This window comes from Candidatus Sulfurimonas marisnigri, assembly GCF_015265475.1.
GTDB lineage: Bacteria > Campylobacterota > Campylobacteria > Campylobacterales > Sulfurimonadaceae > Sulfurimonas > Sulfurimonas marisnigri.
Genome location: NZ_CP054493.1, coordinates 1,759,019 through 1,785,013 on the forward strand (window position 1 = coordinate 1,759,019; position 25,995 = coordinate 1,785,013).

The following is a 25,995-nucleotide window of genomic DNA, read 5'->3' on the forward strand; positions in this document are numbered from 1 at the left end:
GAGGATTGGTTTCATTATTATTTAATCGCAATAACATATGTAAAGTCTTTGGTAGAAGTTGAAGACAAATTATCTAAACCACTACTCAGAAGTATTTTTAATTTATCAGTTTCAATATAGCGGTCATGGATATTATGATTTAATTGTTCAACTTGAACTGTCCATTTATTAGACGAAAGCAACTTTAATTCATTTTTTTCACTTTCATTAATTCCATTACGTTGACTATCTTTATCAGCACCAATAATTTTTAAATTTAAATTTTTCATAGGTACTATATCTGCAATTGTATTTTTATTCTTTTCCCACTGTCTCGCATTTGCAATATATCCATCTGTAATAATTATCCAATTTGCATCAGACAATAAAGCTTTTATGTGTTGTTGTGCCTTATTTTTATCTGTAGCATTTGGATATGTTCCACCATACTTTAATTTTAATTTTTCATAATTATTATTTATATTAAGAGTAATATAGTTAACATTAGCGTGAGTATCGACAAGCATAAACTTTAAAGTAGTATTTCTTACCAATTCATCATCACTACACGAATCAATAATTTCAATTAATGGATCTACAAGTTGACTCGCTGTTGCTGGGTCAGAGAAAAATGAAGAATGATTTGTTTGAACAGGAAATGTTTGAATAAATTTAAATAATTTTTTTATTTTAATATGGTCATAAGAATCTTGAAATATATAGTTCACATACTCTGTTATTAAGGAATTATGTAATGCTAAGTCTGCCAAATCATCTTCCCTTATTAATTTTAAAAATTTCTTTTAATGTTGCATCATAAAAACCACTTGGAAAACTATTTTCTCCATTCTTATCACAAAATTTTCCATTTTCTGTAATTTCTATTTGCTCAAAAGATGTATCCTTCTCTTTGTAATGAATAATTATTTCATCAGATTTTAAATTACCTTCATAAACTTCATATCTAAAACGATTGATTATATGGTCATTATGTGTTTCAATAATAATTTGAATACCTTTAGAAGCTACAAATGCTAAGAATTCTCCTAGTTTAGATTGAGCTTTAGGGTGCATATGTATTTCAGGATTTTCTATGATAATAATATTTTCTTTATTTGCTGATAAACAAGCAATGAGAATCGATGTCAAATAACTAATTCCTGAACCAATATTTTTAGGTCGTACAAATTCATTACCATTTTTAAATTTAGCTTTCACTTGATTTGTACCATTAATTTCTTCAGTAACAATTTCTGTATCTAATATGTGAGTAAGCCAATGATTAACTTGGCTATCTAAAAATTCTCTACTTACACCATCGTGTTGTATTAAGTCTTCAATCACTTTATGCTTATTTTTTCTTGCGTTCTCTAAAAAACTGATAGCATATTCTCCATTGAGTCCAAATCTATCTAATGGATTATTATTCTTATCATAAGTATCTTGCGGACCTATTCTATCAGCAGATAGAAATACTAAATTTCCCTTACTATAAGAAATATTTTCAGCTATTCCTTGGTCTTTATGACCTTCTATCATAGATTCTCTAATAAAATTATATTTTAAACTTCCACCAAATCCATCTATCGCAATAGTATATTTATCAACATCCATATTAAAATTAACTGCTTCATCAAAATTAGAAATAAAATCTAAATACTTCAACAGAGGTGATGCATAATCACGGTTTGAATGTAATGACAATTGTAATAAGCTCTGAATAACAGAAGATTTTCCACTTCCATTAGTCCCAGTTAAAACTGTTAGATTTCTAAATTCTAAACTTTCTCTTTCAAAACATTTAAATGCTTCAATATGTAATTTATCTATCATATTTTATATTCCTCTAAAACTTCATCAATCTTCTTAAATCTTTTTTCAACGCTAACTGTATTATCAATTCTTATTGTTAGTGAAGTGATAAAATCTTGATCTTTTAATAAACTATTAATTTTACTTAAAAACACTTCAGGCTTATCTGCTTTTCTAATTTTACTAAATAAATAGCCCAAACTCTCCATTAAAGCCATATTTATTGGTCTTTTTCTCTCATTACTTGGGATTCTGAATGCATCTTTTTTTCTTAACTTATACGCCAATTCCATAGTTTCATTAAACATTGTTGACAGGTCATTAATATAAAACTCGTCCTGCTTATTTAAAAAATACATAGTTTTACCGACAAATTCATCAATGTTACTTGCATATTCAACAAAATTTCCTTGCGCATCTTTTAAAAGCTTTTCTTTCCATAAATAAAAGGCTAGAAATCTTAAAATCATATATTTATCTTTCATTCGCATAGGGCTAATACCGTGATCTGTAGCTTTCAAAAATAATTTATTATTAGCCAAAGCATTTAGTAATTCCGTTGATTTACCTTGATATAATGCATTTCTCATTTCTTGATTGTTAAGCGTTGAACCTTTTCTATTAACTCTTTCAAAAATATCAAATTTTATTTTATCAGGAGTCGGAGGAATAATAGTCTGTGTTACAAATTGATGTCTCGCTATCTTTGTTCGTTCAGCAGGTTTTAAATCCCTGTATTTTAGTCCTCTTAAGTGTGAAAGTATTGGTAAACTAGAAAGAGGATATAAATTATCTAAAAAATTAAATAATGAAGTTAGCCTTTGCTTCCCGTCTACTACCTGAATAATTCCTGCATCACCTTCAAAAAAATACACCATTGGAAGAGGTATTCCCATTAAAATAGACTCAATTAGTTCTGATTGTTGTCTTAATGTCCAAACAAATTCTCGTTGAAAATCAGGTGCTAAAATCAACATTTTTTCTTCATATTCCGTTTTTAATTCTCTGACGGAATACATATCTCTTTGTATTTTTACTTCTACAGGATAAAGCATATCCTCATCATCTAAATTTATTTCAACATCAGGTTTAACATCATCATCTTGAGCATTTTCTTCAATTTTTATAATATGTAGTATATTTTCATATTTTTCTTTTTCTAATTTTTTACTACTCATTGAAAAATAATCAGTGCCAAGAATTTTTTCAGACATATCCCTATCAATATGTTTATTTTCTTTAAATAAATTTTTCAAAACTTTAATCTGAACTCTATCACATTTATCGTTTTCATCATAATATAATTCTTTTGAAATTTCAGCAGTGGCATAAATACCTGCATCTAAAATATCAACAACTTCGTCATTTACGAGTGTTCGTCTCTCTATAGAGCGTGTATCATTACTTATTTTAACAACACATTTATCACCTATTTTTGCATCTTTAAAATATTCTTTTCTTACTCTCCACTCTTCTACATCTAACTTAAGCAATTCCTCATTAACATTAGCATTATTTACAGACATCTCACCGAACCATTTATCAGGTGAACCTAAAAGTAACCAATAATTCATATTAACCCCAATACTTAAAATAATTTTTTAATTTTAGCATAATTACACACTCACAACTTCATCAATATCAAACTGTTTCAACACTTGTATAGCATTAGTTTTGACATTAGTATCTGCAAAGCTTTTATCTTTGAAGACTACTCTTGCGTGGCGTTTTTTCTTCTCTTCGTCATAGACTACTTGGCTCTTGATATACTCGGCTATGGCTTCTACTACTTCTATGGTTATCTCATCATCGAGGCAAACGACTAATGCTCCATAGCCTATGTTATAGACTATTTTACCATGTATGTTTTTTTCTTCTATCGGCAAAGTTAAGTCCAGTCCGTATTTTAGGAGTATTTCGTAGAGTAGGTCTTGTGGGCTTCTGTCGGCTTTGATGTTTTCAACGCTATCGAGAAGATTTTGTTCTAAGTTCTCAAAGTTACTATCCCATGTTTTGATATTTGAGCTATCGAGTTTTAGGACTTTGAAGCCGATATCGAGGTTTGAGAGGTCTTTGTCTGCATTGTCTGTTCTAATCTTTTCCCCCGCACGGCGGATGCGTTCTTTGCCTATTTCACAGATGTTTTTGTATCCTGCTTTGTAGGCTTTACTTTTTCCATCTGTTTCCTCTGGTAATTGAATACAAATAAACTTTCTCTTACTACAATCTTCACTGTTGATTTGCATAACTGAATGTGCAGTTGTTGCTGAACCTGAAAAGAAATCAAGAACAATATCATCTTCTTTTGTTCCTGATATTTCTAAAATATATTTCAATAATTTAACAGGTTTTGGAGTATCGAAAATATCTTCTGGTATCATCTTTAATAATTCATATTTTGATTGTCGGTTATGACCTGTCTTATCTAAATCTATCCATAAATTAGAAGGAGGTAAGCCTTGCATATCACACAAGTAAGTTCTTCTTCTAATAGCTTTTCCATCTTCTGTAAATCTTATCTCACCTGTTTCGATTTTTTCTTGAATTGTTTCTTTTGACCATCTCCACCCATTCTTTGGTGGTTTTATAATATAACCAGTTTGAGATACTAAATCATATGTAAGATTTTCCCTTGGATTTGGTGAGTTTAAAGGATTACCATCAAAATATGCTCCCTTTGGGTCATTATCTGGATTTTTAAAATGAGTTTGTTTTGCTGAATCAGATATTTTTACTGGTTGCCAAGCAGGATTTTTTGAATAAATGAGTGTATGATTATAGTCTGAGGAAAATTGTTTAGCATCATTATTACTATTATCAGTAGACCGCCAAATACTATCTGCTACAAAATTATCCTCCCCAAAAATCTCATCACAAAGTTTTCTGAGATTTGCCACTTCATTATCATCAATAGAGATAAAAATAACCCCATCATCTTTGAGCAGATTTCGTGCAAGTTTAAGGCGTGGGTACATCATGTTCAGCCAGTCGCTATGATATCTTCCGTTTGTGTCGCTGTTTGTGCTTAGACGGTTTCCCTCACTATCTACTTGCCCAGTTATCTCAAGATAGTTTTTGATGTTGTCTTTGAAGTTATCTTTATAGACAAAATCTTTGCCTGTGTTGTAAGGTGGGTCGATGTAAATCATCTTGACTTGTTTGTGGTAGCTTTTTTGAAGGAGTTTGAGCACCTCTAAGTTATCGCCCTCAATGTAGAGGTTTTGTGTGGTGTCCCAATCTTTACTCTCTTCTTTGCAAGGTCGAAGTGTTCCTGTGCTTGGAGTTTGAGCTATGCGTTTGGCTTCGCTTTTTCCAGCCCATGTGAAGTTGTAGCGTTCTGCCTCATCCTCCGCAAATGTGCCCAACTCCTCTTGAAGTTTAGCAAAGTTTATCTTGCCCTCGCTAAATACTTCGGGGAAAATCTGCTTTAATTTTTCTATATTGTCATTTATTATGTTCATACTTTTGCTGTCTAGTTGTGTCATTTATTTTGCTCCAATTGTTCTTTCAATAACTTGATTATATTCCGTTGGAAACATCATAGGATAATCACTTTCTAAATAAGCTTCCAATGCTTCGGGTTCTCCTATTAAAGCTAATATAGTTTCTTGTAATGTGGTAAAAATACTTTTTCTTTTTGATTCCAAGTTGGGGCAATCCAATCCAAAATCTTTAATAATATTTTGAGCATCTTGTGAAGTCCCTTTAATTTGTCCATTAGCAAAAAATTCAAATTTTCCATTCGGATCATCTAAATAAGGATTTATCCAGTAGCTTTCAAAATTACCACCTTTTTTATTATCACATGAGCCAATTTCATCACAAGAAAGTGTTAAATTATTCCAATCAAAAGTTAATGAGTAATGTAATTTTTTAGGTTTAAAATGGTCTATACGAGTATTACTAGATAAAGATACTTCACAATATGCGCAAAGATTGTTTTGAGCTTGTTTAAGTTTTGTTCTAACTTCATTTTTATCAAATTTTTTCCATGCTTCATCTTGAGAAGGTGTACCATTATAGTTTTGTCTAGCTATAGCTAATGTAGCAGGTTCCGCTGGTCTTGTTAATTTTCTCATTACTTACCAACTTTTTTTAAAGCTTCAAATCTTCTAATAAGCATCTGTGTTTGAATAATGAATTCACTGTTTTCTCCATAGTTGGAAGTCAGTTCTTCTTGCAGTTGTTTTGCTCTAGAAGATTCATATTCTTTATTTTCTATAAGCCTTTGGTATTCTTTTCTTTTTTCTACAATTTCTAATGGTGGTAAAGGCGATACATTCATTAGCTCTGCAAGTAATACTGAACTATCTTCTCCAAAACTATGCGTGGATGGTGTTGTTACAGTATTGTCTCCAAGTAGTCTGATTTGTTCTCTTTTTACAGTTGAAAGCACTTGTGAACTGTGAGTTGTAACAATAAACTGAATATTTGGAAAGGCTGATGTCAAATCTGTTAAAACTGTTTGTTGCCACTTTGGATGAAGATGCATATCTACTTCATCTATCATAATAATTCCTGATGTCTCTTTAGGAGCATTTTTTAAATGAGGGTTGAGTTTAATAGCTCTATATGCTATGTCTGCTACTAAACCTATCATACTGCGGATGCCATCACTTAGTTGTGCAACCGACAATATTCCACCTACCTCATTCTTCATCACAATTGATTTGGCTTTTTGTTTATATACTATATCTTGCCAACCACTATTATTTTGTATAACTTGATTAACTGCTTCTTGAAGAGATCTTCGTATATCGCTAAACTCGTTATCTGGTAATTTTATATGCTCTTTTTCAAGTGCTTCCATTTTAATTTCAAACTCTGATTTACAGATGTATTCATACCATGATGTAAAAGCTTTATAACTAGAAAATGAATCTAAACAATCAATATATCCACTTAAACGACTCGTTTCACTTTTTTTCTTATTTTTAGTTGCTCTCTTTTGAGCCCATAATCTACCAGTACCGTAGTATGAAATTAAAGGTAAATTAGTCCCTTCTCCATGAGAAACAATATTTCTAATCTTTGCTCCATAGTTTACTAAAGGTTTTGTATCTTTCGTTGTTGTGGCTCCGTTTGGTTTTCTAAACTCCCTAATCCATTGTGTTTCATCATTGTCTATAAAACCATTGGCTTTTAGAACAAGCGGGTAAGCTTCTTCCATTTCATTGCTTTGAGTCTCTCTTACTTTAAATCTTCTGACATCTTCTCTGTGAAAAACAACACCGTTTGCCAATCCAGTCGCATTTACAAATGTTCCAAAAGCTACCGCAATAGCATCTAAAATAGCCGTCTTTCCTTTTCCATTAATTGCTATTAAAACAGTTAATTGCTCATCAAAATCAATAGTGAAGTCTTCAAATGCTCGATAGTTGTCCAGATAGAGTTTGTTAATTTTCAATAGTTTATCGCTCATAATTTTCCCTTCAACTCATCGAGATTGATATTTAGTTTTTTTAGCTCTATGTTCATATTCACTTTATCTCTTGTATTTGTCTCTTTTTTTATTTTAGAAGTCACTTCGCTTATTTGTGCTTCAATGTTTTGTATCTCTTGAAGTATTTCTCTGCTTGCATCTGTAATACTGAGAGTGCCACTATGTTTTGAGGCATTAAAAGCTATTATTTTATCTAAATAACTGTTATAAAACGAATGAAAATCTGTAAAAGGATGATTTTGTATCTCAAGGCTTTTTATAAACTCTTCTTCTAATCTGCTTGCGTTTTGCAGGTCAATCCATTCTGTAAAGAGGCTCTCTTCTAGTACAAGCTTTGTGCTGTCGTTTTTGTTGATTCTTTTAGGAGTCACATTGAAACATATAAGATTTTCATGCCTAAAAAGCACTATGAGCGGATAAGGAATATTTTGTATGATTGCAGCTAAGGGTTTGAGTTTTTGTTTATTTAAAATATCTACTTGAATAAACGCTATTTCAGAGTAATCTTTTTCATCATCTACAAAAGGTGCGATGTTTATATTGTCCTTGTTTAGCAGATACTCTAGGGTTATACTCTCTATGTCATTTGTGAGTGTCTTTTTCTCGTTTACATTAAGTGTGAAGTTTTCGCTGAACTGCTTTTTAAAGAGCTTTCGCCCAATTTTACACGCTGATGGGATGTTTAAGTTTTGTAGTAAATCTTGTCTCATTTTATCACCAAATATGAGATAAGCTCAAAGTCTTCCATGGAGTTAAAGCTATTGCTAGATATATTTGTACCACCACGAGAGAAAAGCGAGTCCATGCCGCTCTCTTCTCTCTTGCCGATAATACTTTCTATTGCACGTTTAAGTCCTGATGTGTAGTGTGCCATATTGCTGTAATCATCAGTTTCATCTTCAAAGAGCTTTACTGCATCTGCTATAGCTTCATCTTTACCCATACAGAGATTTTTGTAGATATCGAGTATGGCTTTAGCACTGGTAAATCCAAGTTTCACTTCATTTTCTTCATCAACATAGACCAAATAGTATGGCTCAAGTGAGTAGTTTTGAGAATATACTTCATTTTTTAAAAGTCTGAGACAAAATATTGTCCCTTTTACTACATCTTTGTTTAGACTCTCTTGTGCAAGAACTACACTGTGGATGCCAAGCGGGCTTCTTTTTAATCTCTCTTCATCTGTTTTGAGATATCCCATCAAGTCCATTTTAAAGTCATTGAGCGTTAAGTCAGTGATGGATATACCACCACTGACATCTTCAAGGTCTATAACGCTCTCTTGCAGCTCTTTTAGTTGTTTAGCACGATAGGACAAGTCATTAATATCGCTGGTGTCGCTTGTATCTATAATATTTTCTTCGCCTGTAGCGGAGACATCAAGCAGTACCATTCTCCCACTTACTCTAGCTTCCAAGTTGATATACTCATCTAGCTCCATATTTGCCCAAAAGTTTACAAGCTGGATTACCTCATTTTTGCTTCCAAGTCTGTCAATACGACCAAATCGCTGAATAATCCTTACTGGATTCCAATGTATGTCATAGTTAACGAGATAATCACAATCTTGAAGGTTTTGCCCTTCGCTAATACAGTCAGTAGCAATGAGAATATCTATCTCTTCTTTGGCATGTGGATCTGTTTTGTCACGGCTTTTGGAGATTGGTGAAAAATTTGTAAGCAGTGCGTTTAAATCTTTTTCTTTTGTTGGGAGTGTAGTTTGATTTGTGCCACTTCCCGTAATAAGACAACTATGAAGATTGAACTCTTTTTTCGCCCATGAAGCAATATTCTTATAAAGATACCCTGCCGTATCGGCAAATGCCGTAAAGATGATGACTTTTTTATTGTTGTCATTGAGAGGATTATTTATTTTTTGTGTGATGTTCTCTTTTAAAATGCGCAGCTTATTGTCTCTTTGTACGTCCACTTGTAAGGAGTCTGAGAGTAACTCTTCAAGCTTCTCTAAATCACTCTCTAAATCTTGTTTCCATTTTATTTTATCAACATCCGAAATAAGGACTTTAACCTTTTTCCCTATGAGTTGAGAAGCATACTCGTCACTCTCAATATCTACCTCTACAATACTTTTTTCTTCATAGGTGGTACTGTTGTGATTGTTGAGCATATCGATGATTCTTTGGTTATTTTCAATGAGCCTTATAAGTGTCAAAGAGAATGAGTTTATGGAGCTTTCCATACGCTTGAGCAGATTTACTCTCATTAGATGGATTAGTGAGTTCTCTCTATCTGTTTGTTTAAACACTCGACCATTTTCAAGTTCAATATCGTACTTGTGTGAGTACTCCTCTTGCTTGTGAGGGTAAACATATTTAAGAGGTGAATACGCCGATAGATTGAGTCTTCTAATGGTTTTGTTTATCTCTAACATAGGTGGAAAATTATTTTGGGTGTCAATATCAGGCTTTAGTGTAATAGGCTTGTTTCTATGTGGGAACTTGCCTATATCTGTAGTGTCATAATACTTCTCTATATGTCTTCTGCTTCTAGCAATAGTTACAAGGTCGAGGAGCTTAAAATAGTCAAAATTTAAACTCTCTAAGAGTTTGGCAGTTGTTCGCTCATTTTCAGTTAGCTTGAGCCAGTTGTTGAATTTGTTTTGGGAGTTTTTGAGCGTTTGTTCAATCGATTTTATGCCCACATCTTTAAAAGCAGCATCGTTGGCTTCTGTAATAAACGCCACTTGATTTTTTAAATCATTGAGTTTGTTGTTTACGGGTGTAGCTGAGAGCATTAAGACTTTTGTCTTCACTCCTTTTTTTAGTACATCTTCAAGCAGTCTAGCATAGCGTGACAAAGTTTTTTTCTTTTCGTTTGTAGTCCCACTGTTTCTAAAGTTATGCGACTCATCTATAACGATAAGGTCATAATTTTCCCAGTTAAGTGTAGCAAGATTTATCTCTCCACTCATCCCTTTGGTTCTTGTGAGGTCGGTATGGTTTAAAACATCATAATTAAATCTATCTTTTGATAAAACATTGCGTTTGTCATTTACGGTGTAGATAGTCCAGTTTTCTCTTAGCTTTTTTGGGCACAAAACTAGGACTCTATCGTTTCTGAGTTCATAGTACTTTATCACTGCGAGTGCTTCAAATGTTTTACCAAGACCAACACTATCGGCAATAATACAGCCGTTATGTCTTTCAAGCTTATCTATGGCTCCAAGGACACCATCTTTTTGAAAGTTATAGAGTTTGCTCCAAACAAGCGTATCTTTAAAACCCGTTTTTGTTCGTATGATTTTCTCTTCGTCTAGGTCGCCTATAAACTCTTTGAAGATATTGTAGAGAGTTAAAAAGTATAAGAATTGTGGTGATTTGTCGACATAAAGTTCTTTTATACTCCCTAGTATGTTTTCTTTAATGTCATGCACCATATCTTTGTTGTGCCAAATCTCATCGAATGTAGATAGAAAATGTCGTGTTGTTTGGGTATCTTTTACAAGTGTGTTCATAGCAAGCGCATCTGAGTGTGCATAACCAAGCCCCACAGAAGAGAAGTGTGAGCTTCCTTGAATAGCTGTCGCATCATTGCCATGGTCAATATAGTAGAGATTAAAGGGTATAGCACCTTGAGTTTTAACCTCTTTTATTAGTACTTTTTCTCTAATCCAAGAAGCACACTCACGAGCAATAGGAACTTGTTGTAGTGAGTTTTTGAATTTAATCTCTTCACGCTCTCCAAAAAGAGGATTGCTCATATAGTTGTTTTGATAGATGGGAGAGGTCAGGAGAAGTCTAAGTTCTTTTATTTTAGTCAATTCTTTTTTAAGAGCAGCAAAAGCATAAAGGGTAAAGTAGGCTGAAACTATAGAGAGTTTACTATTGCTTTTAATAGTCTGCTTTAATACATCTCCTACTTTACCGTTTTTCTTATTGTCTATTAACATATACCGTCCACTTCTCATAATATTATTTAACATTTAATTTAATAATTTAGTTGTTGCATTTTAGCTAAACTAAACAAAATTTATGATGTTCTTTTTAAACTTTAATAATCTCCATTATCAGCATCTTTGAGTGCTTTTATATACTCATCTCTTTTGAGAGTAAATCTTCTTGCCATTTAACCGGCATAAAACCATGCTGTCTAATTTGCTAGCTGATATATCATCAAGTGGTGTAGCATCGTCTATTGACTTTATGGAGTGTATCATTTAAGCTACCCAAAGAGTGGCATTAATTTATCATTTAAGCGATTGCAAACATATCCTGTTCCTGCACAGTAAGCAAACTATTTATAAAGCCTACAATAGCCGATATGTCGTGGTAGCATCTGTAATTGTCTAACTTTAATCTTTTAATGTCTCTATCCCGTAGTGTAAGGTGTGCATCATATTGATCCATCAGATACTGCTTCTCTTTTTTATTAGGCACAGACATCACATGGTAGCGGTCTAATGCGTTCATTATTCCTGCAATAATATTGTCTCGGTTCTTGTTAAAAAACTTAGGCTGTAGCTTCACTTCAAAGCGTGTGACGCTATAAGGCAGATTTTCTTTGATAGCTTTGTCATAAAGGTATGCTCTTTGTACCGCTAGTTGAAGCTTATGATTGGGTATCTTCTCCATATAACTTGTTGTGTCAAACCATTGTAATTCATTTGCTCCGTAGTAGACTGTTTTAGGTGATTTCTTCGTACATAATGCCAATACATGTTCATACTTTGTAAAGAGATCCAAACTGATGTCTAGTCCATTTAATTTAAATGTAATTTGTCTCGTATTGAAATATGCACATGTTTTCATTAGGATATTGTTGGTTATTGTATCAAGTTGTTGATTGTATGTCATCAAACCAGCAAACTCTAGAGAGATGTAATACGTGGTTACAACAGTCTTAGTCAAACTATTTTTTATAGAGAAGCTTCCTGCTCTTACACTTGCTACGACTATATTATTAGCATATACATGATACTCCCTGATATAAAAGTTAGAGTGTTGGTTTATTGGATAGCCCTTGTACGCTACATAAATATTATCTTGTTTAAATAATCCTAGTAACCCCTCTAATATGGCATTACGTGTGTCTTCCTGTGTTGTATCTATTTGTAAAGATACAGTGTCTATTCTTGTTTGGTACTTCATTGTACTTACTTTGTATAAAGATAAGAAGATAAGATATAGTTATAATTATGTAATAATATGTACTTATATAACTCTATATTATAGAGATGAAAGTATTACTATTCATAGCACTAATTAATATGGGTAATTACTAGTGTAGCCATGCAATTATCTGTTTTTATCCTCTTTCATACAAAGGAAATGTTTTAAAAAAAAGTGTACTTAGAAGTTAGTCGAGAAAATGATATTATTGCAAGACAACAATTAGGACTAAAATGAAATTATTATTATCACTGCTGTTATTATCTACACTCCTGTTCTCAGCTAATGAATCATTCTCAAAATCAAAGAAAGAACTTCGCAAGATATACCAAGGTCATCAAACGACCATCTACTGCGACTGTAAGTACAATTACAAAGATAAAAAGAATATGATTGTCAGAGACTCATGTGGATATATACCTCGTAATGAAAGAACCAAAAAAGGTAAAGTAAATCAAAGAGCGAAACGAATAGAATGGGAGCACCTGATTCCTGCCGAAAACTTTGGTCGTCAATTCTCTTGCTGGAGAGACGGAGATGCTAAATGTACAGATAAAGGAAAAGCTTTTAAAGGGCGTAAGTGCTGTGAAAAGATTGATAAGCAGTATAGAATAATGCAAGCAGATATGCATAACCTATTTCCAGCTGTAGGAGAGCTAAATGCTGATAGAAGTAATTTTAGATTTGATTTTGAGTTACCATCAAAAGGTCAATATGGCGAATGTAGATTCAATGTAGATTTTAAGGACAGAAGAGTAAAAGTTAGAGAAGAGATAAGAGGTGTAATAGCAAGAGACTATCTTTACTTTAATAAACAGTACAAAATGAAACTCTCAAAACAAGAGCTTCAAAAATATAATGCTTGGGACAAAGAGTATCCAGCTGATACATGGGAGATACAACGCAATAATCGTATTGAGAAGATTCAAGGCAACTCAAACCCATTTATAAAATAAGGACAAACATATGAAGCAACTACTCATCGTCTTATTGTTTGTAATTAATGCTTACTCCGATAACAATAATAGTTATGCCACGGCTCTATCAAACTTACAAAGTGTCATCGATAGCAACGCTACAAGCGAACTATTGGATATGGGTTCTAAATACATATAAGAGTATTGATACCAAAGCCAATAGAGATAAGGCGATAATATACAACGACTCTGCTGATAAAATGAGAGATTTTGCAGTTAAAGGTTTAATAGAGATTTAACCACAGATAAGGCGAAATTGATATTTGAAGACAGAAGAGCTAAATTATTAAAATAAGGTTAGTATGCAAAAGACTAACAAATGATAAATTATAAACATGAAGTTCCAATGTAAATAACATTTATTCGAATAGTACTATTGTATACTAGCATATCCAGTTTCAGGTCTTATTGTTATATTAATATCAGTAGTACCATCAGATACTCCAATTACACAGTTAGCTACCATTAAATTACCAGCTACATATGCTGAGCCAGTGCCAGACAAGTCACCAAGTATAGGTCTGCCGACATGATCAAATCCAATAATAGTATTAGCACCACAGCTACCACTGAAAGCAATAGTAACTCCGTAATCGTCATTTAGGTCAATATCTTGCATATTAGTGCCATTATTCATTGCGTCTTGAGCGAAGTTTGTATTGTCATTACTAACTATCGAATATGTATTACCAGTAAATCTTATCTGCCATATATTTTCATACCAGTTTGCTACAGTAGAATCAAATTTATCATCAACTAATGCTAGGTGTTGTGCATATCGAATATGTGAAATTAGCTGAGTTGCTGCCTCTGCTACATTATCTCTGCCAGTTCTTGGTATAGCCACTGCTGCTAAGATACCAATAACTACAATAACCATTACCAATTCTAACATTGTAAATGCTTTTTTCATTCTACCTTCTCCTGATAATCAATTTCATATATTTTATAAATACAGTGCACTAATTCTAAATGTTTTACATTTTTAAACCAAATTATATCCTAGCATGGTACTATATTGAATAAAAATTATAAAATATTTGATTGGGTTTTGATATGGTGAACTTACAGACATGAAGATAAAAATTTTAATAATTAGTCTAAGTATAATTATCTTCAGCAACCTTCTTGTTATGCTATCAATATTAAAAATGCACTTACCTTATACTATCTCAATGTTTATATTTACACTATTATCATTGCTGTTATGGTTTTTTTTACTTAAAAAAGATGTGCCACTAAGCATAAAAAATATAGACCATGGTACTTTTAAAGCTTCATTACTATTAATAATTATAACTTCAAGCTTGTCTGTATTTATGATAGCTACATCAGAAGTAGTTAATTATAATCATATTGTTCTAATGCTAATAACGGCAGTTCTAGTTGCTGTATATGAAGAAATAATTTTTAGAGGCATTGGATTAGGTTCATTCTTAAGTTCTGGGATAAGTCCACTTAGAGCAATTTTATTATCATCTGTAATATTTTCTTTATTTCATATAGGCTATGTTGCAAGTATCGGACTTGATATTATATTATTGTTTATGAATACTTTTATGATGGGGTTTATTTTAGGAACCATCTACTATAAGACTAAAAATATACTTCTTATAATAGTTATACATTTTTTATGGGATTTCGCAGTTTTTATAAATCAAAAACTTCCAACGGTAGAGATTGGTACCGTAACTACAATTATATTGTTTGTTACGACTATTTTATATTTTACATGGAGCGCAAGAAAGGTTAGACTATCAAGTCATTTGGTAAATTAAATTGAGGTCACTCCAATAGGAGCTTAAAAAGTTCAAAAATCTACAGGTTCTTAAACTTAGAAAATATTTTAAAGTCCTTATAAAGCCACCTTTAATGCTCTAATCTATCAATGAAAGCTTCTAATAATATTCCACATGCTTGAACTGTCAACCTGTTTCAGTCAGACTACTTAGTAACCTTGTGCACTTAAAGTATCGTAATAAGAACATCCAACAATATCTTTTAACTCACAAGATTTTTTTAAAAACTCTTGTGCTTTTGTATAATTTTGATCAATATTATTACCTGTATACGTCAACCCAATATAACGGAAAGCTTCAGCATTGTTCATTTCAGACGATTTAAGAAATAAATTAAATCCCTTAGCTTTATCTTCTGGGTTACGGCTTTGGCTATATTTTTTACCAGCCTCATTACATCCTCTTGCAATTTTTCCGTCACATGATTTTTCATAAAGTTCCATAGCTTTTGAAGTATTTCTTTCCACTCCTATCCCTTTATCATACCATTGTCCTAGCTTGAAGCACCCTTGCATATCATCCTTTTCACAAGACTTAGTATAAGATGATGCCAAATCTATATAGGATTCTTTTATACTATTATCAAGATTACAAATTTTTACTACGCTATAGCAACTTATAGAACCATATACTGAGTTACAAGCTTTTTCATAAAGTTTAACAGCTTTTGAATAGTCTTTTTCAACTTCAATACCATCATAATACATAACTGCCAGCCTATGACATCCATTAGAATCACCCATACTACAAGCTTTTGAAAAATATTCCACTGCTTTTGCATTATCTTTCTTTACACCAAGAAAATCAACTCTATACTTAATTCCAAGATTTGTACACGCATAAGGTATATTTCCTTGACAAGCTCTACTAAAAAGTTCAATAGATTTAGCCACATCTTGCTTCACGCCCATTCCACTATTATATAAATTTCCAAGCTTATTACATGCTTCTAAATTACCTTGATTACATTCGGTTGTGTATCGCTCCGCTTCTTTTGTAAAATAATGTTTTATTTTTGTTTGATTCTTTAACAAAGAGTCTTCTGCTTGTACAAGCATGAATAACAAAACTATTAGTATAGGTACACTTTTCATAAATTATATTCCTTATTGTTTAAGTTATTGTATTAGTATCATAATAATACTAATTCGTTTAGCTCTATATTTTCTTAATCTATAAATGAATGACACCAACTATTTGTTGAACCATTTACTATCCACATTATTGGAAGTAAAGAACACATATTAGTAGGTGTCTGAGCATATTCATATAGCGTACCTTTTGTCATATTATTATCAAAATAAACTGTAGTACTTCTATAGCCTATGGGTACAACAAGAGGTATTGGTATAATTACCCAAATAACTGCGCCTCCCCATGCCATACGATTATTATAAATCCAACCTTCCCATCCATTATAAGCTATAATATGTTCATCTGCTTCTCCCCAAAATCCGGCTACTTCTTCTTTAGTATATCGTTTAGAACCACCCCTAATAGTTCCATCTATTAAATCTGGATTAAAGGAAACATGTTTTTCTGCAGATTTTATATTTGTTACACCTACACAACCAGTTATTCCTATCGATAAACTTAACCCAAGTAGTATTTTATATGTCATTTTTTCCCTTTAATCAAACAATAAATTTACTAATTTAAATCATCAAGTATAAGAAATTTTATTGAAATATACTTAAAATTTACTAATTATAATTATTTCATAGTTAAACACTTACATCTCATAACTTTTCGCTAAGTTTAATAACCACTTATATTTGGAACAGCAGTAGCGATTACAAGCTTTCGGTGTTCCACAAAGTGTTCAAAAAGTAAAAACATTAAATTCCCACAAACCTTATGGATTTTTGGAACAAATAAATAGACCTTTACAATTAGATATTCAAAGCATTTCCATTCTGTAGACAATTGAGACAAAAAACTATAAACCTCTCTTTGTCAAGTCATCAGCCAATTCGATAAAATATTCAATAGCAGTCTCTGGAATGAAAGTTGTGCAAGTACCACCATCGATTGGACTTTCATCTTCTCTGTAATCTCTTTGAGAGTAGTAAACATCACCCTCATAGTCTCCATCAGATCGCTCTTGTATATAGATGAAGTGGCTTTCGTGTTTAAATTTAACCTCTTGGTGTTTGAGTAGCTTGGCTGCAAGTGTTTGATGATTCATTTTGTGATATGTCCTTATCATGTAGTTAATTAAATGTCATACTCTTGTAAAGTAACTCCAGTCAAATTGGTGATGAAGACTTTATGAGCATAAACATTAAACCAAAGCCTCGGATAGCCAGCTGGCAGTGGTGTAGCGTCATTAGCAATAATCTTCTCAACTCTTAGAGCATCGAACTTGCCTGACACAAAGTCTTGTGTGATTGCGTCTCCGTTTTTATTGTGCAGTATTTTCATCTGATTTTAAAGAGTAGTTGCCATAGGCATTGTTGTGCAAACTGTTGGTATCTCTCTTTTCTCCTCCAATAGCTTTTTTTCTATTAATGCAATTTGAGAGACAGTTAAAACATCTCTGCGGCTTCTTAGTAGAAACTCTAAACCAATCTTCGTCCAGTCTTTGAATCTCTTAGCTTGTTCTTGTTTGTAGTACGCTTGTGATGCATTCATAGCAGAACCTCCTCAAGAATTGCATTTTTAAAGCTACTCATGAGAGTTCCTTTACTTTTGAAAAGGGTATAGGTTTAAACGATAAATCTCTCTCTATAGCCAAACCAAGCGGACCATGAATACTTTCCAATTCATCAAGAGTAAAGTATCCTAGTTCACTCTCCATACCCTGCACATATCCAAAACAAGTTTTAGCGTCTTCCTTTGAAAACTCTATAATAAACCAAGTCCAATTTGCATCAGGTGTAAATAGCTTCACATGGCAAATCGGGTCTAAAATGCCTTCAGTTTCGTATAAATCAGGAATATCACTAAGCAGTGTTTGTGGTATTAATTTACCCATATTAAGCCACCTGTTGTTGGTCTATCGGTTTCCACCAAGTTTTACTAGGTGTGTCGAATCTAAATCCACAAGCTTTAATCGAATCTCGCTTATTGTACATGTCATCACCCATCACGATTAGGTTTTGACCTTGCTCAAGAATCGTTAAGCCAAGATTGTAAAGAGAAGAATAGTCATAGGGATTATGAGATTGTTGCGGATGCTGTTGTTGAGATGGTGTTTGTTGTATCTGTTGTTGGCTTGGTTGAGAGTATTGTTGTGGTTGCTGTATCTGCGGTTGGTTCTGATTACGACTCTTATCATAGAGCGAATTGCCAAACTGATTGCCAAAGCTTCTAAAACTTCTTTTGATGGCATCTGTGACCGCTTCTTTAGCTGCTCCTTCATGTGCATCTGCAAGTGTTTTTGCAATGCCGGTACCAAAGCCTACATCTTCTCTTTGAACCTGCTTAGCGTGTTGCATATCATGCACGGTTACTACTATAACTGCTTTATAGCAAAGCACTATGTTTTGGTTAGGATTTGTCTCTTGTGAGACTTCTTCTAAGCTCGTGATTGAATACGACCAATTGCCATAACCAAATATTCTGTTGGCTGTCTCTAAAACATCAAACGCTTCAAGATAGGAAAGATTGATATTACCTTTTGAGCGACTTTTAATTCTACTGCTGTCTAGCTCATAAGCTAGAACTTGGTTCTGTTTATCATTGAACATTTTATCTCCTTTATGCTGCTTCTTGTGAATCTACTAAATTTAGTAGTTCTGTTGCTTGATTATTTGCACTTGTGCGTCTAGCGTTGACTTTTATACGAGCCGGTGTTTCTTCGCTTGTTACACTAACTTTTACAAACTCATCTATCTCATCCATCCCCTCAACGCTTAGCATTGCCTCCTTAACAGACTGCTCATCCACTACTACTGAAAAGTATCCCAGCTTGATAAGTGCATCTGCATTTATGATTTCAAATGTTTCTGTAAGTTTTGTCCTTTTTGGAGTAATTGTGATTGAAGAAATGGAAGTGCCATCAAGTCTATCTATACCATACTCTGCTAAAACCGCTGCTGTGGCTTCAAGTGTTGTTGCTTTTGCAAGTGATAGATTTTTCTTTAACGCTGTCATCTCCTGTATGTCTGCTGTTAGGTAGTCTATTTTATTTTGGATCTCTTGGATACTGAGACCTAGATAATCTGCTTTTGCATAATAGGGTTTGTTTGATTCAAGAACTTGTCGTACATAGTTTTTGAACCACTCTTGGTTATCCTCTTTGATATTCTCCATCTCTGTCTGTAAGCGGTAGTTGGTTACTTTCATTTTGTTTCCTTTGTTCGGTGTCTAGCAGAAGTGTTGATTTCTGCACTTGTTTTAAAATCATCTATAAAAGCTATGAGATGATTCAGGCTATGGAGTGAATGGTTTATGTGCGATTCAACTCCAACGATGGCACTCCGAGATGTATGTAACTTCTTTGCACTTCTTTTTGCTAGAGTGAGCTGAAGTTGCATTATTTTCAGCTCTAATAGGATGTCGTTGCAGGTGTTGATTGTTTTTGGCATGGGAGAAGATTAAGCAGCTAACGCAAATGATGGCTCTTTTATGGAAGCTATTCTTTCTGCAATATCCCATAATCCTTGATTGACATCAACATCTTTTGAAATAGAGGTGATTTCTCTACTTGTAAAACGGCGACCTGTCTCTTTATTGGTTCCTGATATGTTCCCACGGATAAGGTTTTCTTGGATGACATTAAGTACGGTGTACAAATCATTGCGTTTATCTTCTTCTCTGTGAGGAACAAGTAAATCTTGATAATCTACTTGTAAGTGCTTCTCAAATCGTAGAGGAATTGTACTGCGTGCAAATGACTCCTTTTCATGTTGGCTTAGTTCTATAGATTCTAGTATTTCAATCTTATCCATCAGTTTTGGTTTAATTGCCGTAATGTTAGCAACTGCTGCGGCTACATCATTTTCTCTTTCGCCAAGGTGTTTGATTTTATAGCTCTCAAACACACTGTCTGCTATTACAAGACCGTTAGCGCATACGAAACGAAATATGCCAGCTGATATGCTAAAGCTTTTGCTTCTATCGTGAGAGTTGAATAAAAGTAGCTCCACTGCGTTTTCTTGTGGGTTTAATAGATCGTCAAAGTGTCTAAAGCGAACGAGGTGTTGTTGGTAGCCTTCTTTATCTTCTTGACGAACTTTAGCCTCTGAAACTGATACGGGATACCAGTTGTTTTTCTTGATTTCGTTTATGACTTCGATTGTTGGGATGAAGTGATATTTATCGCTTACATCGATATGTGGCTGCTCTGTGAAGAGCGCTGGGGCTTGGTTCATTAGTTCTGCGTGGGTTAGTGGAAATTTTGACATGGGTGTATCCTTTTTAAGTTTGGTTGTGTTGGTTGAGAGTCTCATTAGACTAATTTTCTTGTGACTCTAGGGTCTCTTTTAAGATTGTTGCTCCTGCTATAACTATTGCAAGCAGTACTGATGTTGGTATCATTTTACGCTCCAGTTTGTGGTCTATAGTCTATGTTGTTAAAAGGGAATAATTTATTTTTACTATTACCTCTTATATTCAGTAGTCCCTTTATCATTGTTTCAGAGATAGTATAGAACTTCATCTCTTCATGTTTTTTTGCCATGTATGCTCCTTTGGTTTATGTGTGAAATTTTCAAAGCTTCTTTGGGCTTTGCTATATTTATGATATATGGTTATAAAAAATTGGAAATACAAGAATATGGCTGTATTTGGCTTAAATGCGGTAGTTGGATGATGTTTTAGGTGGTAATAGTGTTTTTTTTTTGGGGTGAAGGAGTTGATTTTATAGCTTGGATACTTTAGATGTACATATTGAGCTATTTTAACGGTGGATACGAATACGAACTCTTTGGAAGGCACTGTTACATTAGATTCTTTACTTAATCGTTTTTTAGACATTTATTATTGTCTCCTTGTGGGTTGCTTTCAAAGCTGGTTTGCTTTGCTATATTAATGATATGTGAGTAAAAAAAGTGGAAGTGTAATTGTGTGCAGGATGGTGTTTGGATGCAACAAATATCTATGTGGTTTAAAAAAATAGTGTGTAGAAAAGATGGATGACTAGACTGTATAAAAGCGAAAATATAATTTAATTAATTCTATTAGTATGGCATAAAAACAAATGGATACTATATATTAAATGTATATATAGCAGCACTATAAATTGTTCTATCAAATTATAAAATACTTTGTCCGAAAGTGGCTCTGAGAGGACTTTGAGAATCGTCTGAGGCTGCTTTGAGAGTACCTTGAAAGTAATTCTTGAGGTTAAAGAAAGAGTGCGAGAGAGCCAAGAAAGTGATTTTCTTAAGATTAGCAGGTTTGGTTAAGTAGTGGTGTTTAGTTAAAATTTAAAACTTTTTTTGCTTGATTTTTAGATAGTGGTTTTTTAAAATTTGATTAAACTGTAAGTTGAAAATCCAATGCTTGAGTCAACAGAAAGACCCAAACATTTTTTATGATTCTTTTTCTTCTTTTTTGTCTGCATCATATTTTTCATACATTATATTAGCAGTTTCTATGTCTTCGTACTTATATTCAAAGCGTTGTTTTTTACTCTTACTTTTAAGAATATGGTTCTTAGGAACCGTAATATCTTCTGGTAGCGTGTACTCTGTTATTTTCAAGAGTTTTTCATTTTTGGCTTCACTATAAGTAGGGTTTCCGTTAAATAGAACTTGCTCGACTCTATTTTCATCAATAGCTTTTAGTTTATCAACCTCTTGGGTAAATAACTCATCTTTCTCTTTTAGAACTTCAAGAAAAGTTGTATTGCTTTTGAAGACCTCAGAGTCATTTACAGCTTTGAAATAGTCTAGCAGATGTTTTCTAATAACACAATTTTTTTCAAAAGATGATGTTAAACTATTGTAGAGTTCTGAGTCTTTTAGTTTAGTAAAATAGTTTATATCTTTTTGTTTTATTGCTTGTATAAAATTTAGAATCTTGTCTTCAAAATTTTCTTTCTTAGCTTCTGATAACATATTATTTTGTGTGTTAAATTTTGAGACAACCGCAATAGAATCTATATTTGCATTTTTATTCCAAAAACTAAGATAAGTTGAAAAGATATCTATTGCTTCATCGTTAAACTTTAACTGTAATAATGGTTTACTACCAGCTAAATTTATAATAACCTGTTCTTCGTTTTCAATGTTTATATATTCAAACAGGTCAAAATGCTCATCCATATAAGATATGGTTTCATCGGCGCTAATTAAAAGCTGTCCATAAACAGGTACTTTTACCGTTTTACCCGATACCACTGAAGATACATATTTATCTATTAATATAGCCTCTAAAAGTTGATTTATTTTATCTATATTTTTTTTAGTCGGTGAAAAATCAACAATACGAAAAAATATTTTATCTTTAACTATCTCTTCAATTGGTTTATTCAAAACATCGTCGTCAATAGTTACAGAATAAGCTTCTGAATCAAAAATCTTTTGTATTAATTTTTTCCAAAATATATCCGCTATTCTCTTGCTACCATTCAACACTAAGGCAATATGCAAACTCTCCATTTTTTGAAAAAAGTAAGAGAGCCAGTTAAGAATTGCCCTAGTAAAAGGTTTGTCATCATTATCCTGATTAAATTCATTTGTTATATTCTCTAAAAAATCTATGACAAAGCCATCATAAATCTTCGATGTATTGTTTATGTTATCAAATCTTTTTTTTAAATATTGGGTATATAAAAACTCATTTCTATACCATACGCCATCTTTTATAAAAAACTCTTCTTCTTTGGGTTCAAACACCTCATTATCGACAATATCAATGTGATACTCAAAGATATATTGTTCAATTTGATCGTGTATGATTTTGTCTTCTTTTTTAATATCTTTTACAGAGACTATTCTAGTTGCTTTATTCAAACGCCTGCTAATTATCCCGCTAATATAATTTTTATCGCCTTTTGATAGTGTGGCATTTTTTGCTGCTTTGTAGTAATATAAATCTTTATACATCCAAAGACATAAATCATTTTTATTTATTTGTTCTACTAAAAAACGAGATTTACCTTCAAGAGGACTAAATTTTGCTAATTCTGTAAATGATATATCTCTTTGTGCATTTTCTTTTGCGTAATGTGTCGCCATGGAATTGTTATAAGTCGCAATCCCTTTGTCATGAGCTTTTTGTATTGGGGATGAAGTATGCAACATTTGCATATTTGATGCGATAGTTACAGGCATAGAGTTTTTTTGGGTTTCTATAATTTCAGCTTCAACATATTCACTGTTTTGACTATTGAATTTTTGTGGTACATCATTTTTTTCATCGCTTAAAGGTTCTATCGCATTAGACTTGTTCTGCTGATTTTCATTATTATCTATATCTTCATCTTCGTCAGCACAATCTCTGAGTAACGCTTGGCGAAATAGTTTTTCCATCTCAGCTATTCGCCCACTAGAATCACCTTTCACGCTATGTTTATTGAATATTTGAACTTCATCTTCATCTTCATCTTCATATTCGTAATAGTTCGGAGATTCTATATCTTCATATTCATCATTGTGTGGAGGCTCATTTCTATCGTGTTCTTCGTCTAGGAAATCTAGTTCATATTCATCATTGTATGGAGGCTCATTTCTATATATATTCTCTTCCATATTAAAGTCACCCCTTGTTACCATCATTTCTATAATGATAAATTATACCATACCCTCACTTCAACAACCTCCCAGCGCAACTCGCTGCGTTCATAAGGCTCTCGTTTGATAGATGTGCATATCTTTGAGTCATCTTAGCTGTAGAATGACCTAAAAGCACTTGCACTTCATAGAGGGAGCATTTGGCATTGACAAGTGCTGAGGCGTAAGTGTGTCGTAAATCATGTATTCTGACTTCTGGTAGATTGGCTTTTATCCTTGCTGTATTCCAAGATTGAAAGATAGATACATATGGTTTTTTTGTCTTTGGGGATGCAAATAAGTATTTAGTTTGTTTTTTGATTTGCGCTAAGAGGTCTTTGAGTGGTGGGGTTATGGGCAATATTCTTTTCTTACCATTTTTGGTTATGGGAATTGTCCATAGGTTGTTTAGCATATCAAAGTCAGACCAAGTTGCATCTAATCCTTCACGCTTTCTTGCACCTGTGAGTAGCAGCATTGGGATGATGTATTTTAGATGTTCATTTTGGCTTTTGTTTACCTCTTGAAGTAATCTTTTAGCTTGTGTTTTAGAGAGAAAGATTTGTCTTTGGTTATTGAGTTCATATTCTTTTACACCCTTACAAGGGTTATAGTCTTGCAGAAGTTCAAAGTCATTGGCAAGGTTGTAGGCACTATTTTTAAAAGATGATAAACTTATTTGCAGTGGCAGGGGCTAGATGCTTCTTGTGGATCATGTTGGAGTGGTGGGTCATGACTTCTATTTTTTTAAGTTCATTCATTGGCGTAGTTGCTAAGTCTGGGAGAATATGGTTTTTAAAGATGCTTATATTTGTTTCGTAGCTTTTTATGTGGGTCTTGATGTAAGGGAGATAGTAGCTATCGTAGAACTCTTGGAATGTTATGGGTGGCATCTCTTTGGTTTGTGATGGTGGCTCGGGGTTGTCTTGGTTCTCTTTGAGTGTGTAGTACTTCTCTTTGGCTTCTTGGAGACTTATATCTGTGGTTGTTCCTATGCGTATCATCTTTTGAGAGTTGTTTTCTCTGTATCTGTAATAGTAGATTTTACTTCCTGTGTTTTTTACTTCAAGCATAAAGCCTGTGAGGTCACTATCGAAGTATTGCTCTTTGGCTTTGTCGGTTGGTGGTTTTAGTTGTTTTATGGAGTCGGTTGTAAGTTTCATTTTTGGCATCTTTTTTCTTCCTTTTTTAGTCTGTTTTTCACATCATTTTTGAGTGCTGCCGACCAGCTATGAATGTAGGTGGTAGATTTGGGAGTATATTGAACTCTCAAAAACCTTGTCAAGAGGGCTCTGCCGACCAATTGCCGACCAAATGGAACTTAATTTGCACAAAAAAGTGTCCCATAAGTCTAAAGTGGGTTTTGGGTTTGGGATGATGTGAAATGTCTATAAATAGATGGTTTGAGGTGTCTCATAATAGTTTTGGGACACTGAGACAGTTTTAGCCGACCAAATTGCCGACCATTCAGCTAGATTGAAGTTTAAAAGAATTTTGCGAATTTTAGGAAGTGTTACTTAAATCATATTCATCATAACTTTCGATGTCCATTACTTTACAGTTTAGACGAGCCGTCCAAGATAAGATATTAGTAACATCTTCATCTTTACCTGCAAAAACTATAACTTCATCATTAATTGCACCATCTTTTACTTTTGAGAATAGTTCAGCACATATAAGCACTTTTAGACCATTATTCAAACTTGACTTATCTAACTGAATCATTTGATATCCTTTATGCTGTTTTGATTGTATTGCTTAAAAATTCTGCAAGGTCGATAATAGTAAAAACTACTTTTGCATTTTTGGCAGTTCCTAACTTCTTGTAGTTAGGGATTCCCATATTTTTTGAGATATACAAATCAACTGTAGAAACTGATACTCCTAATTCCATAGCTATCTGTTTTTTATTGACTGTTGCTCCTAGGTACCGTGATTTTAAATCTTGATAGATCAACACTGCTTGAGGGTTTGTGAAATTTTCCATAACTTAGCCTTTATTTGTTAAATTTGGGAGAATTATAGAAGAGTAGATCGTTAATTTATACCGCATAAGTTGGAATGTTTTTAGGGTTATTTGTATAAGATTGGAAATTGATGTTTGATTAGAAGTGGGGAGGTTTCAGCAGAAGTACTATACCATAAAGCGACAAAATGCAAGCATTATATAATCATACTAACTCTGAACGCTGT

The 25,995-nt window shown here is 33.1% G+C and carries 28 protein-coding genes; 3 read left to right on the forward strand and 25 right to left on the reverse strand.

What is annotated here, in order from left to right; genetic code table 11:
• Window positions 1-17: 17 nt before the first annotated feature.
• The 9 genes from HUE87_RS08905 to HUE87_RS08945 form a co-directional block, all read right to left on the reverse strand.
• Entirely contained in the window at window positions 18-749 is a 732-nt protein-coding gene (locus HUE87_RS08905; RefSeq protein WP_194365949.1) for a hypothetical protein, read from the reverse strand.
• A gap of 1 nt (window position 750) precedes the next feature.
• On the reverse strand, window positions 751-1,812 hold the full coding sequence (locus HUE87_RS08910) for an AAA family ATPase (RefSeq protein WP_194365950.1): 1,062 nt from the start codon (window positions 1,810-1,812) through the stop codon (window positions 751-753).
• Window positions 1,809-3,365 (reverse strand): DUF262 domain-containing protein, encoded by a 1,557-nt coding sequence (locus HUE87_RS08915; protein WP_194365952.1) that lies wholly within the window; start codon window positions 3,363-3,365, stop codon window positions 1,809-1,811. The genes HUE87_RS08910 and HUE87_RS08915 overlap by 4 nt, the downstream gene beginning before the upstream one ends.
• A 42-nt stretch (window positions 3,366-3,407) precedes the next feature.
• Entirely contained in the window at window positions 3,408-5,276 is a 1,869-nt protein-coding gene (locus tag HUE87_RS08920) for a site-specific DNA-methyltransferase (protein ID WP_194365953.1), read from the reverse strand.
• Window positions 5,277-5,870 (reverse strand): retron system putative HNH endonuclease, encoded by a 594-nt coding sequence (locus HUE87_RS08925; RefSeq protein ID WP_194365955.1) that lies wholly within the window; start codon window positions 5,868-5,870, stop codon window positions 5,277-5,279.
• A complete protein-coding gene (locus tag HUE87_RS08930; RefSeq protein ID WP_194365957.1) occupies window positions 5,870-7,213 on the reverse strand; it encodes an AAA family ATPase in 1,344 nt (447 codons plus the stop codon). Before HUE87_RS08930 ends, HUE87_RS08925 begins: the two co-directional genes overlap by 1 nt.
• A complete protein-coding gene (locus HUE87_RS08935) occupies window positions 7,210-7,944 on the reverse strand; it encodes a DUF4391 domain-containing protein (protein ID WP_194365958.1) in 735 nt (244 codons plus the stop codon). The genes HUE87_RS08930 and HUE87_RS08935 overlap by 4 nt, the downstream gene beginning before the upstream one ends.
• The gene (locus tag HUE87_RS08940; protein WP_194365960.1) at window positions 7,941-11,144 is read right to left on the reverse strand and encodes a helicase-related protein; all 3,204 of its coding nucleotides are present in this window, start codon (window positions 11,142-11,144) and stop codon (window positions 7,941-7,943) included. The genes HUE87_RS08935 and HUE87_RS08940 overlap by 4 nt, the downstream gene beginning before the upstream one ends.
• A gap of 301 nt (window positions 11,145-11,445) precedes the next feature.
• Window positions 11,446-12,342 (reverse strand): hypothetical protein, encoded by an 897-nt coding sequence (locus tag HUE87_RS08945; protein ID WP_194365962.1) that lies wholly within the window; start codon window positions 12,340-12,342, stop codon window positions 11,446-11,448.
• A 254-nt stretch (window positions 12,343-12,596) separates the two neighbouring features.
• Here HUE87_RS08945 and HUE87_RS08950 point away from each other — a divergent pair, with 254 nt between their 5' ends.
• Complete coding sequence (locus tag HUE87_RS08950) at window positions 12,597-13,319, forward strand: endonuclease (RefSeq protein WP_194365964.1); 723 nt, start codon at window positions 12,597-12,599, stop codon at window positions 13,317-13,319.
• 10 nt (window positions 13,320-13,329) lie between these two features.
• Window positions 13,330-13,479, forward strand: a complete 150-nt coding sequence (locus HUE87_RS08955) for a hypothetical protein (RefSeq protein WP_194365966.1) — start codon at window positions 13,330-13,332, stop codon at window positions 13,477-13,479.
• A gap of 234 nt (window positions 13,480-13,713) precedes the next feature.
• Here the strand turns inward: HUE87_RS08955 and HUE87_RS08960 are convergent, their stop codons facing one another.
• Window positions 13,714-14,253 carry a pilus assembly FimT family protein gene (locus tag HUE87_RS08960; protein ID WP_194365968.1) on the reverse strand — a complete coding sequence of 180 codons (540 nt, stop codon included), beginning with the start codon at window positions 14,251-14,253 and terminating at the stop codon, window positions 13,714-13,716.
• A gap of 160 nt (window positions 14,254-14,413) precedes the next feature.
• Here HUE87_RS08960 and HUE87_RS08965 point away from each other — a divergent pair, with 160 nt between their 5' ends.
• Window positions 14,414-15,118 (forward strand): CPBP family intramembrane glutamic endopeptidase, encoded by a 705-nt coding sequence (locus HUE87_RS08965; protein WP_194365969.1) that lies wholly within the window; start codon window positions 14,414-14,416, stop codon window positions 15,116-15,118.
• Window positions 15,119-15,288: 170 nt separating this feature from the next.
• On the opposite strand, the gene HUE87_RS08970 is transcribed toward HUE87_RS08965, so the two are convergent.
• The 15 genes from HUE87_RS08970 to HUE87_RS09040 all read right to left on the reverse strand — a co-directional run bounded on the left by HUE87_RS08970 (window position 15,289) and on the right by HUE87_RS09040 (window position 25,789).
• Window positions 15,289-16,233 carry a tetratricopeptide repeat protein gene (locus tag HUE87_RS08970; protein WP_194365972.1) on the reverse strand — a complete coding sequence of 315 codons (945 nt, stop codon included), beginning with the start codon at window positions 16,231-16,233 and terminating at the stop codon, window positions 15,289-15,291.
• A gap of 74 nt (window positions 16,234-16,307) precedes the next feature.
• Complete coding sequence (locus HUE87_RS08975; RefSeq protein WP_194365974.1) at window positions 16,308-16,760, reverse strand: hypothetical protein; 453 nt, start codon at window positions 16,758-16,760, stop codon at window positions 16,308-16,310.
• A 318-nt stretch (window positions 16,761-17,078) separates the two neighbouring features.
• Window positions 17,079-17,327 (reverse strand): hypothetical protein, encoded by a 249-nt coding sequence (locus HUE87_RS08980; RefSeq protein ID WP_194365976.1) that lies wholly within the window; start codon window positions 17,325-17,327, stop codon window positions 17,079-17,081.
• Window positions 17,328-17,356: 29 nt separating this feature from the next.
• Complete coding sequence (locus tag HUE87_RS08985; protein ID WP_194365978.1) at window positions 17,357-17,563, reverse strand: hypothetical protein; 207 nt, start codon at window positions 17,561-17,563, stop codon at window positions 17,357-17,359.
• 6 nt (window positions 17,564-17,569) lie between these two features.
• Complete coding sequence (locus HUE87_RS08990; RefSeq protein ID WP_194365980.1) at window positions 17,570-17,773, reverse strand: hypothetical protein; 204 nt, start codon at window positions 17,771-17,773, stop codon at window positions 17,570-17,572.
• Window positions 17,774-17,810: 37 nt separating this feature from the next.
• Window positions 17,811-18,116 carry a DUF2958 domain-containing protein gene (locus HUE87_RS08995; protein ID WP_194365982.1) on the reverse strand — a complete coding sequence of 102 codons (306 nt, stop codon included), beginning with the start codon at window positions 18,114-18,116 and terminating at the stop codon, window positions 17,811-17,813.
• A gap of 1 nt (window position 18,117) precedes the next feature.
• Window positions 18,118-18,831, reverse strand: coding sequence for a Rad52/Rad22 family DNA repair protein (locus tag HUE87_RS09000; RefSeq protein ID WP_194365984.1), 714 nt, complete (start codon window positions 18,829-18,831; stop codon window positions 18,118-18,120).
• A gap of 10 nt (window positions 18,832-18,841) precedes the next feature.
• Window positions 18,842-19,429, reverse strand: coding sequence for a hypothetical protein (locus HUE87_RS09005; RefSeq protein ID WP_194365986.1), 588 nt, complete (start codon window positions 19,427-19,429; stop codon window positions 18,842-18,844).
• A gap of 251 nt (window positions 19,430-19,680) precedes the next feature.
• Window positions 19,681-20,457: a DUF932 domain-containing protein gene (locus tag HUE87_RS09010; protein WP_229855113.1), complete on the reverse strand. Its 777-nt coding sequence runs from the start codon at window positions 20,455-20,457 to the stop codon at window positions 19,681-19,683.
• A gap of 167 nt (window positions 20,458-20,624) precedes the next feature.
• Window positions 20,625-20,765 (reverse strand): hypothetical protein, encoded by a 141-nt coding sequence (locus tag HUE87_RS09015; RefSeq protein WP_194365988.1) that lies wholly within the window; start codon window positions 20,763-20,765, stop codon window positions 20,625-20,627.
• 853 nt (window positions 20,766-21,618) lie between these two features.
• Window positions 21,619-23,781 carry a hypothetical protein gene (locus HUE87_RS09020; RefSeq protein WP_194365990.1) on the reverse strand — a complete coding sequence of 721 codons (2,163 nt, stop codon included), beginning with the start codon at window positions 23,779-23,781 and terminating at the stop codon, window positions 21,619-21,621.
• A 55-nt stretch (window positions 23,782-23,836) separates the two neighbouring features.
• On the reverse strand, window positions 23,837-24,493 hold the full coding sequence (locus HUE87_RS09025; protein ID WP_194367935.1) for a site-specific integrase: 657 nt from the start codon (window positions 24,491-24,493) through the stop codon (window positions 23,837-23,839).
• Window positions 24,462-24,974, reverse strand: coding sequence for an Arm DNA-binding domain-containing protein (locus tag HUE87_RS09030; protein WP_194365992.1), 513 nt, complete (start codon window positions 24,972-24,974; stop codon window positions 24,462-24,464). Before HUE87_RS09030 ends, HUE87_RS09025 begins: the two co-directional genes overlap by 32 nt.
• A gap of 331 nt (window positions 24,975-25,305) precedes the next feature.
• A complete protein-coding gene (locus HUE87_RS09035) occupies window positions 25,306-25,527 on the reverse strand; it encodes a hypothetical protein (protein ID WP_194365993.1) in 222 nt (73 codons plus the stop codon).
• A 10-nt stretch (window positions 25,528-25,537) separates the two neighbouring features.
• Window positions 25,538-25,789 carry a MalT transcriptional regulator family protein gene (locus HUE87_RS09040; RefSeq protein WP_229855114.1) on the reverse strand — a complete coding sequence of 84 codons (252 nt, stop codon included), beginning with the start codon at window positions 25,787-25,789 and terminating at the stop codon, window positions 25,538-25,540.
• Window positions 25,790-25,995 lie beyond the last annotated feature (206 nt).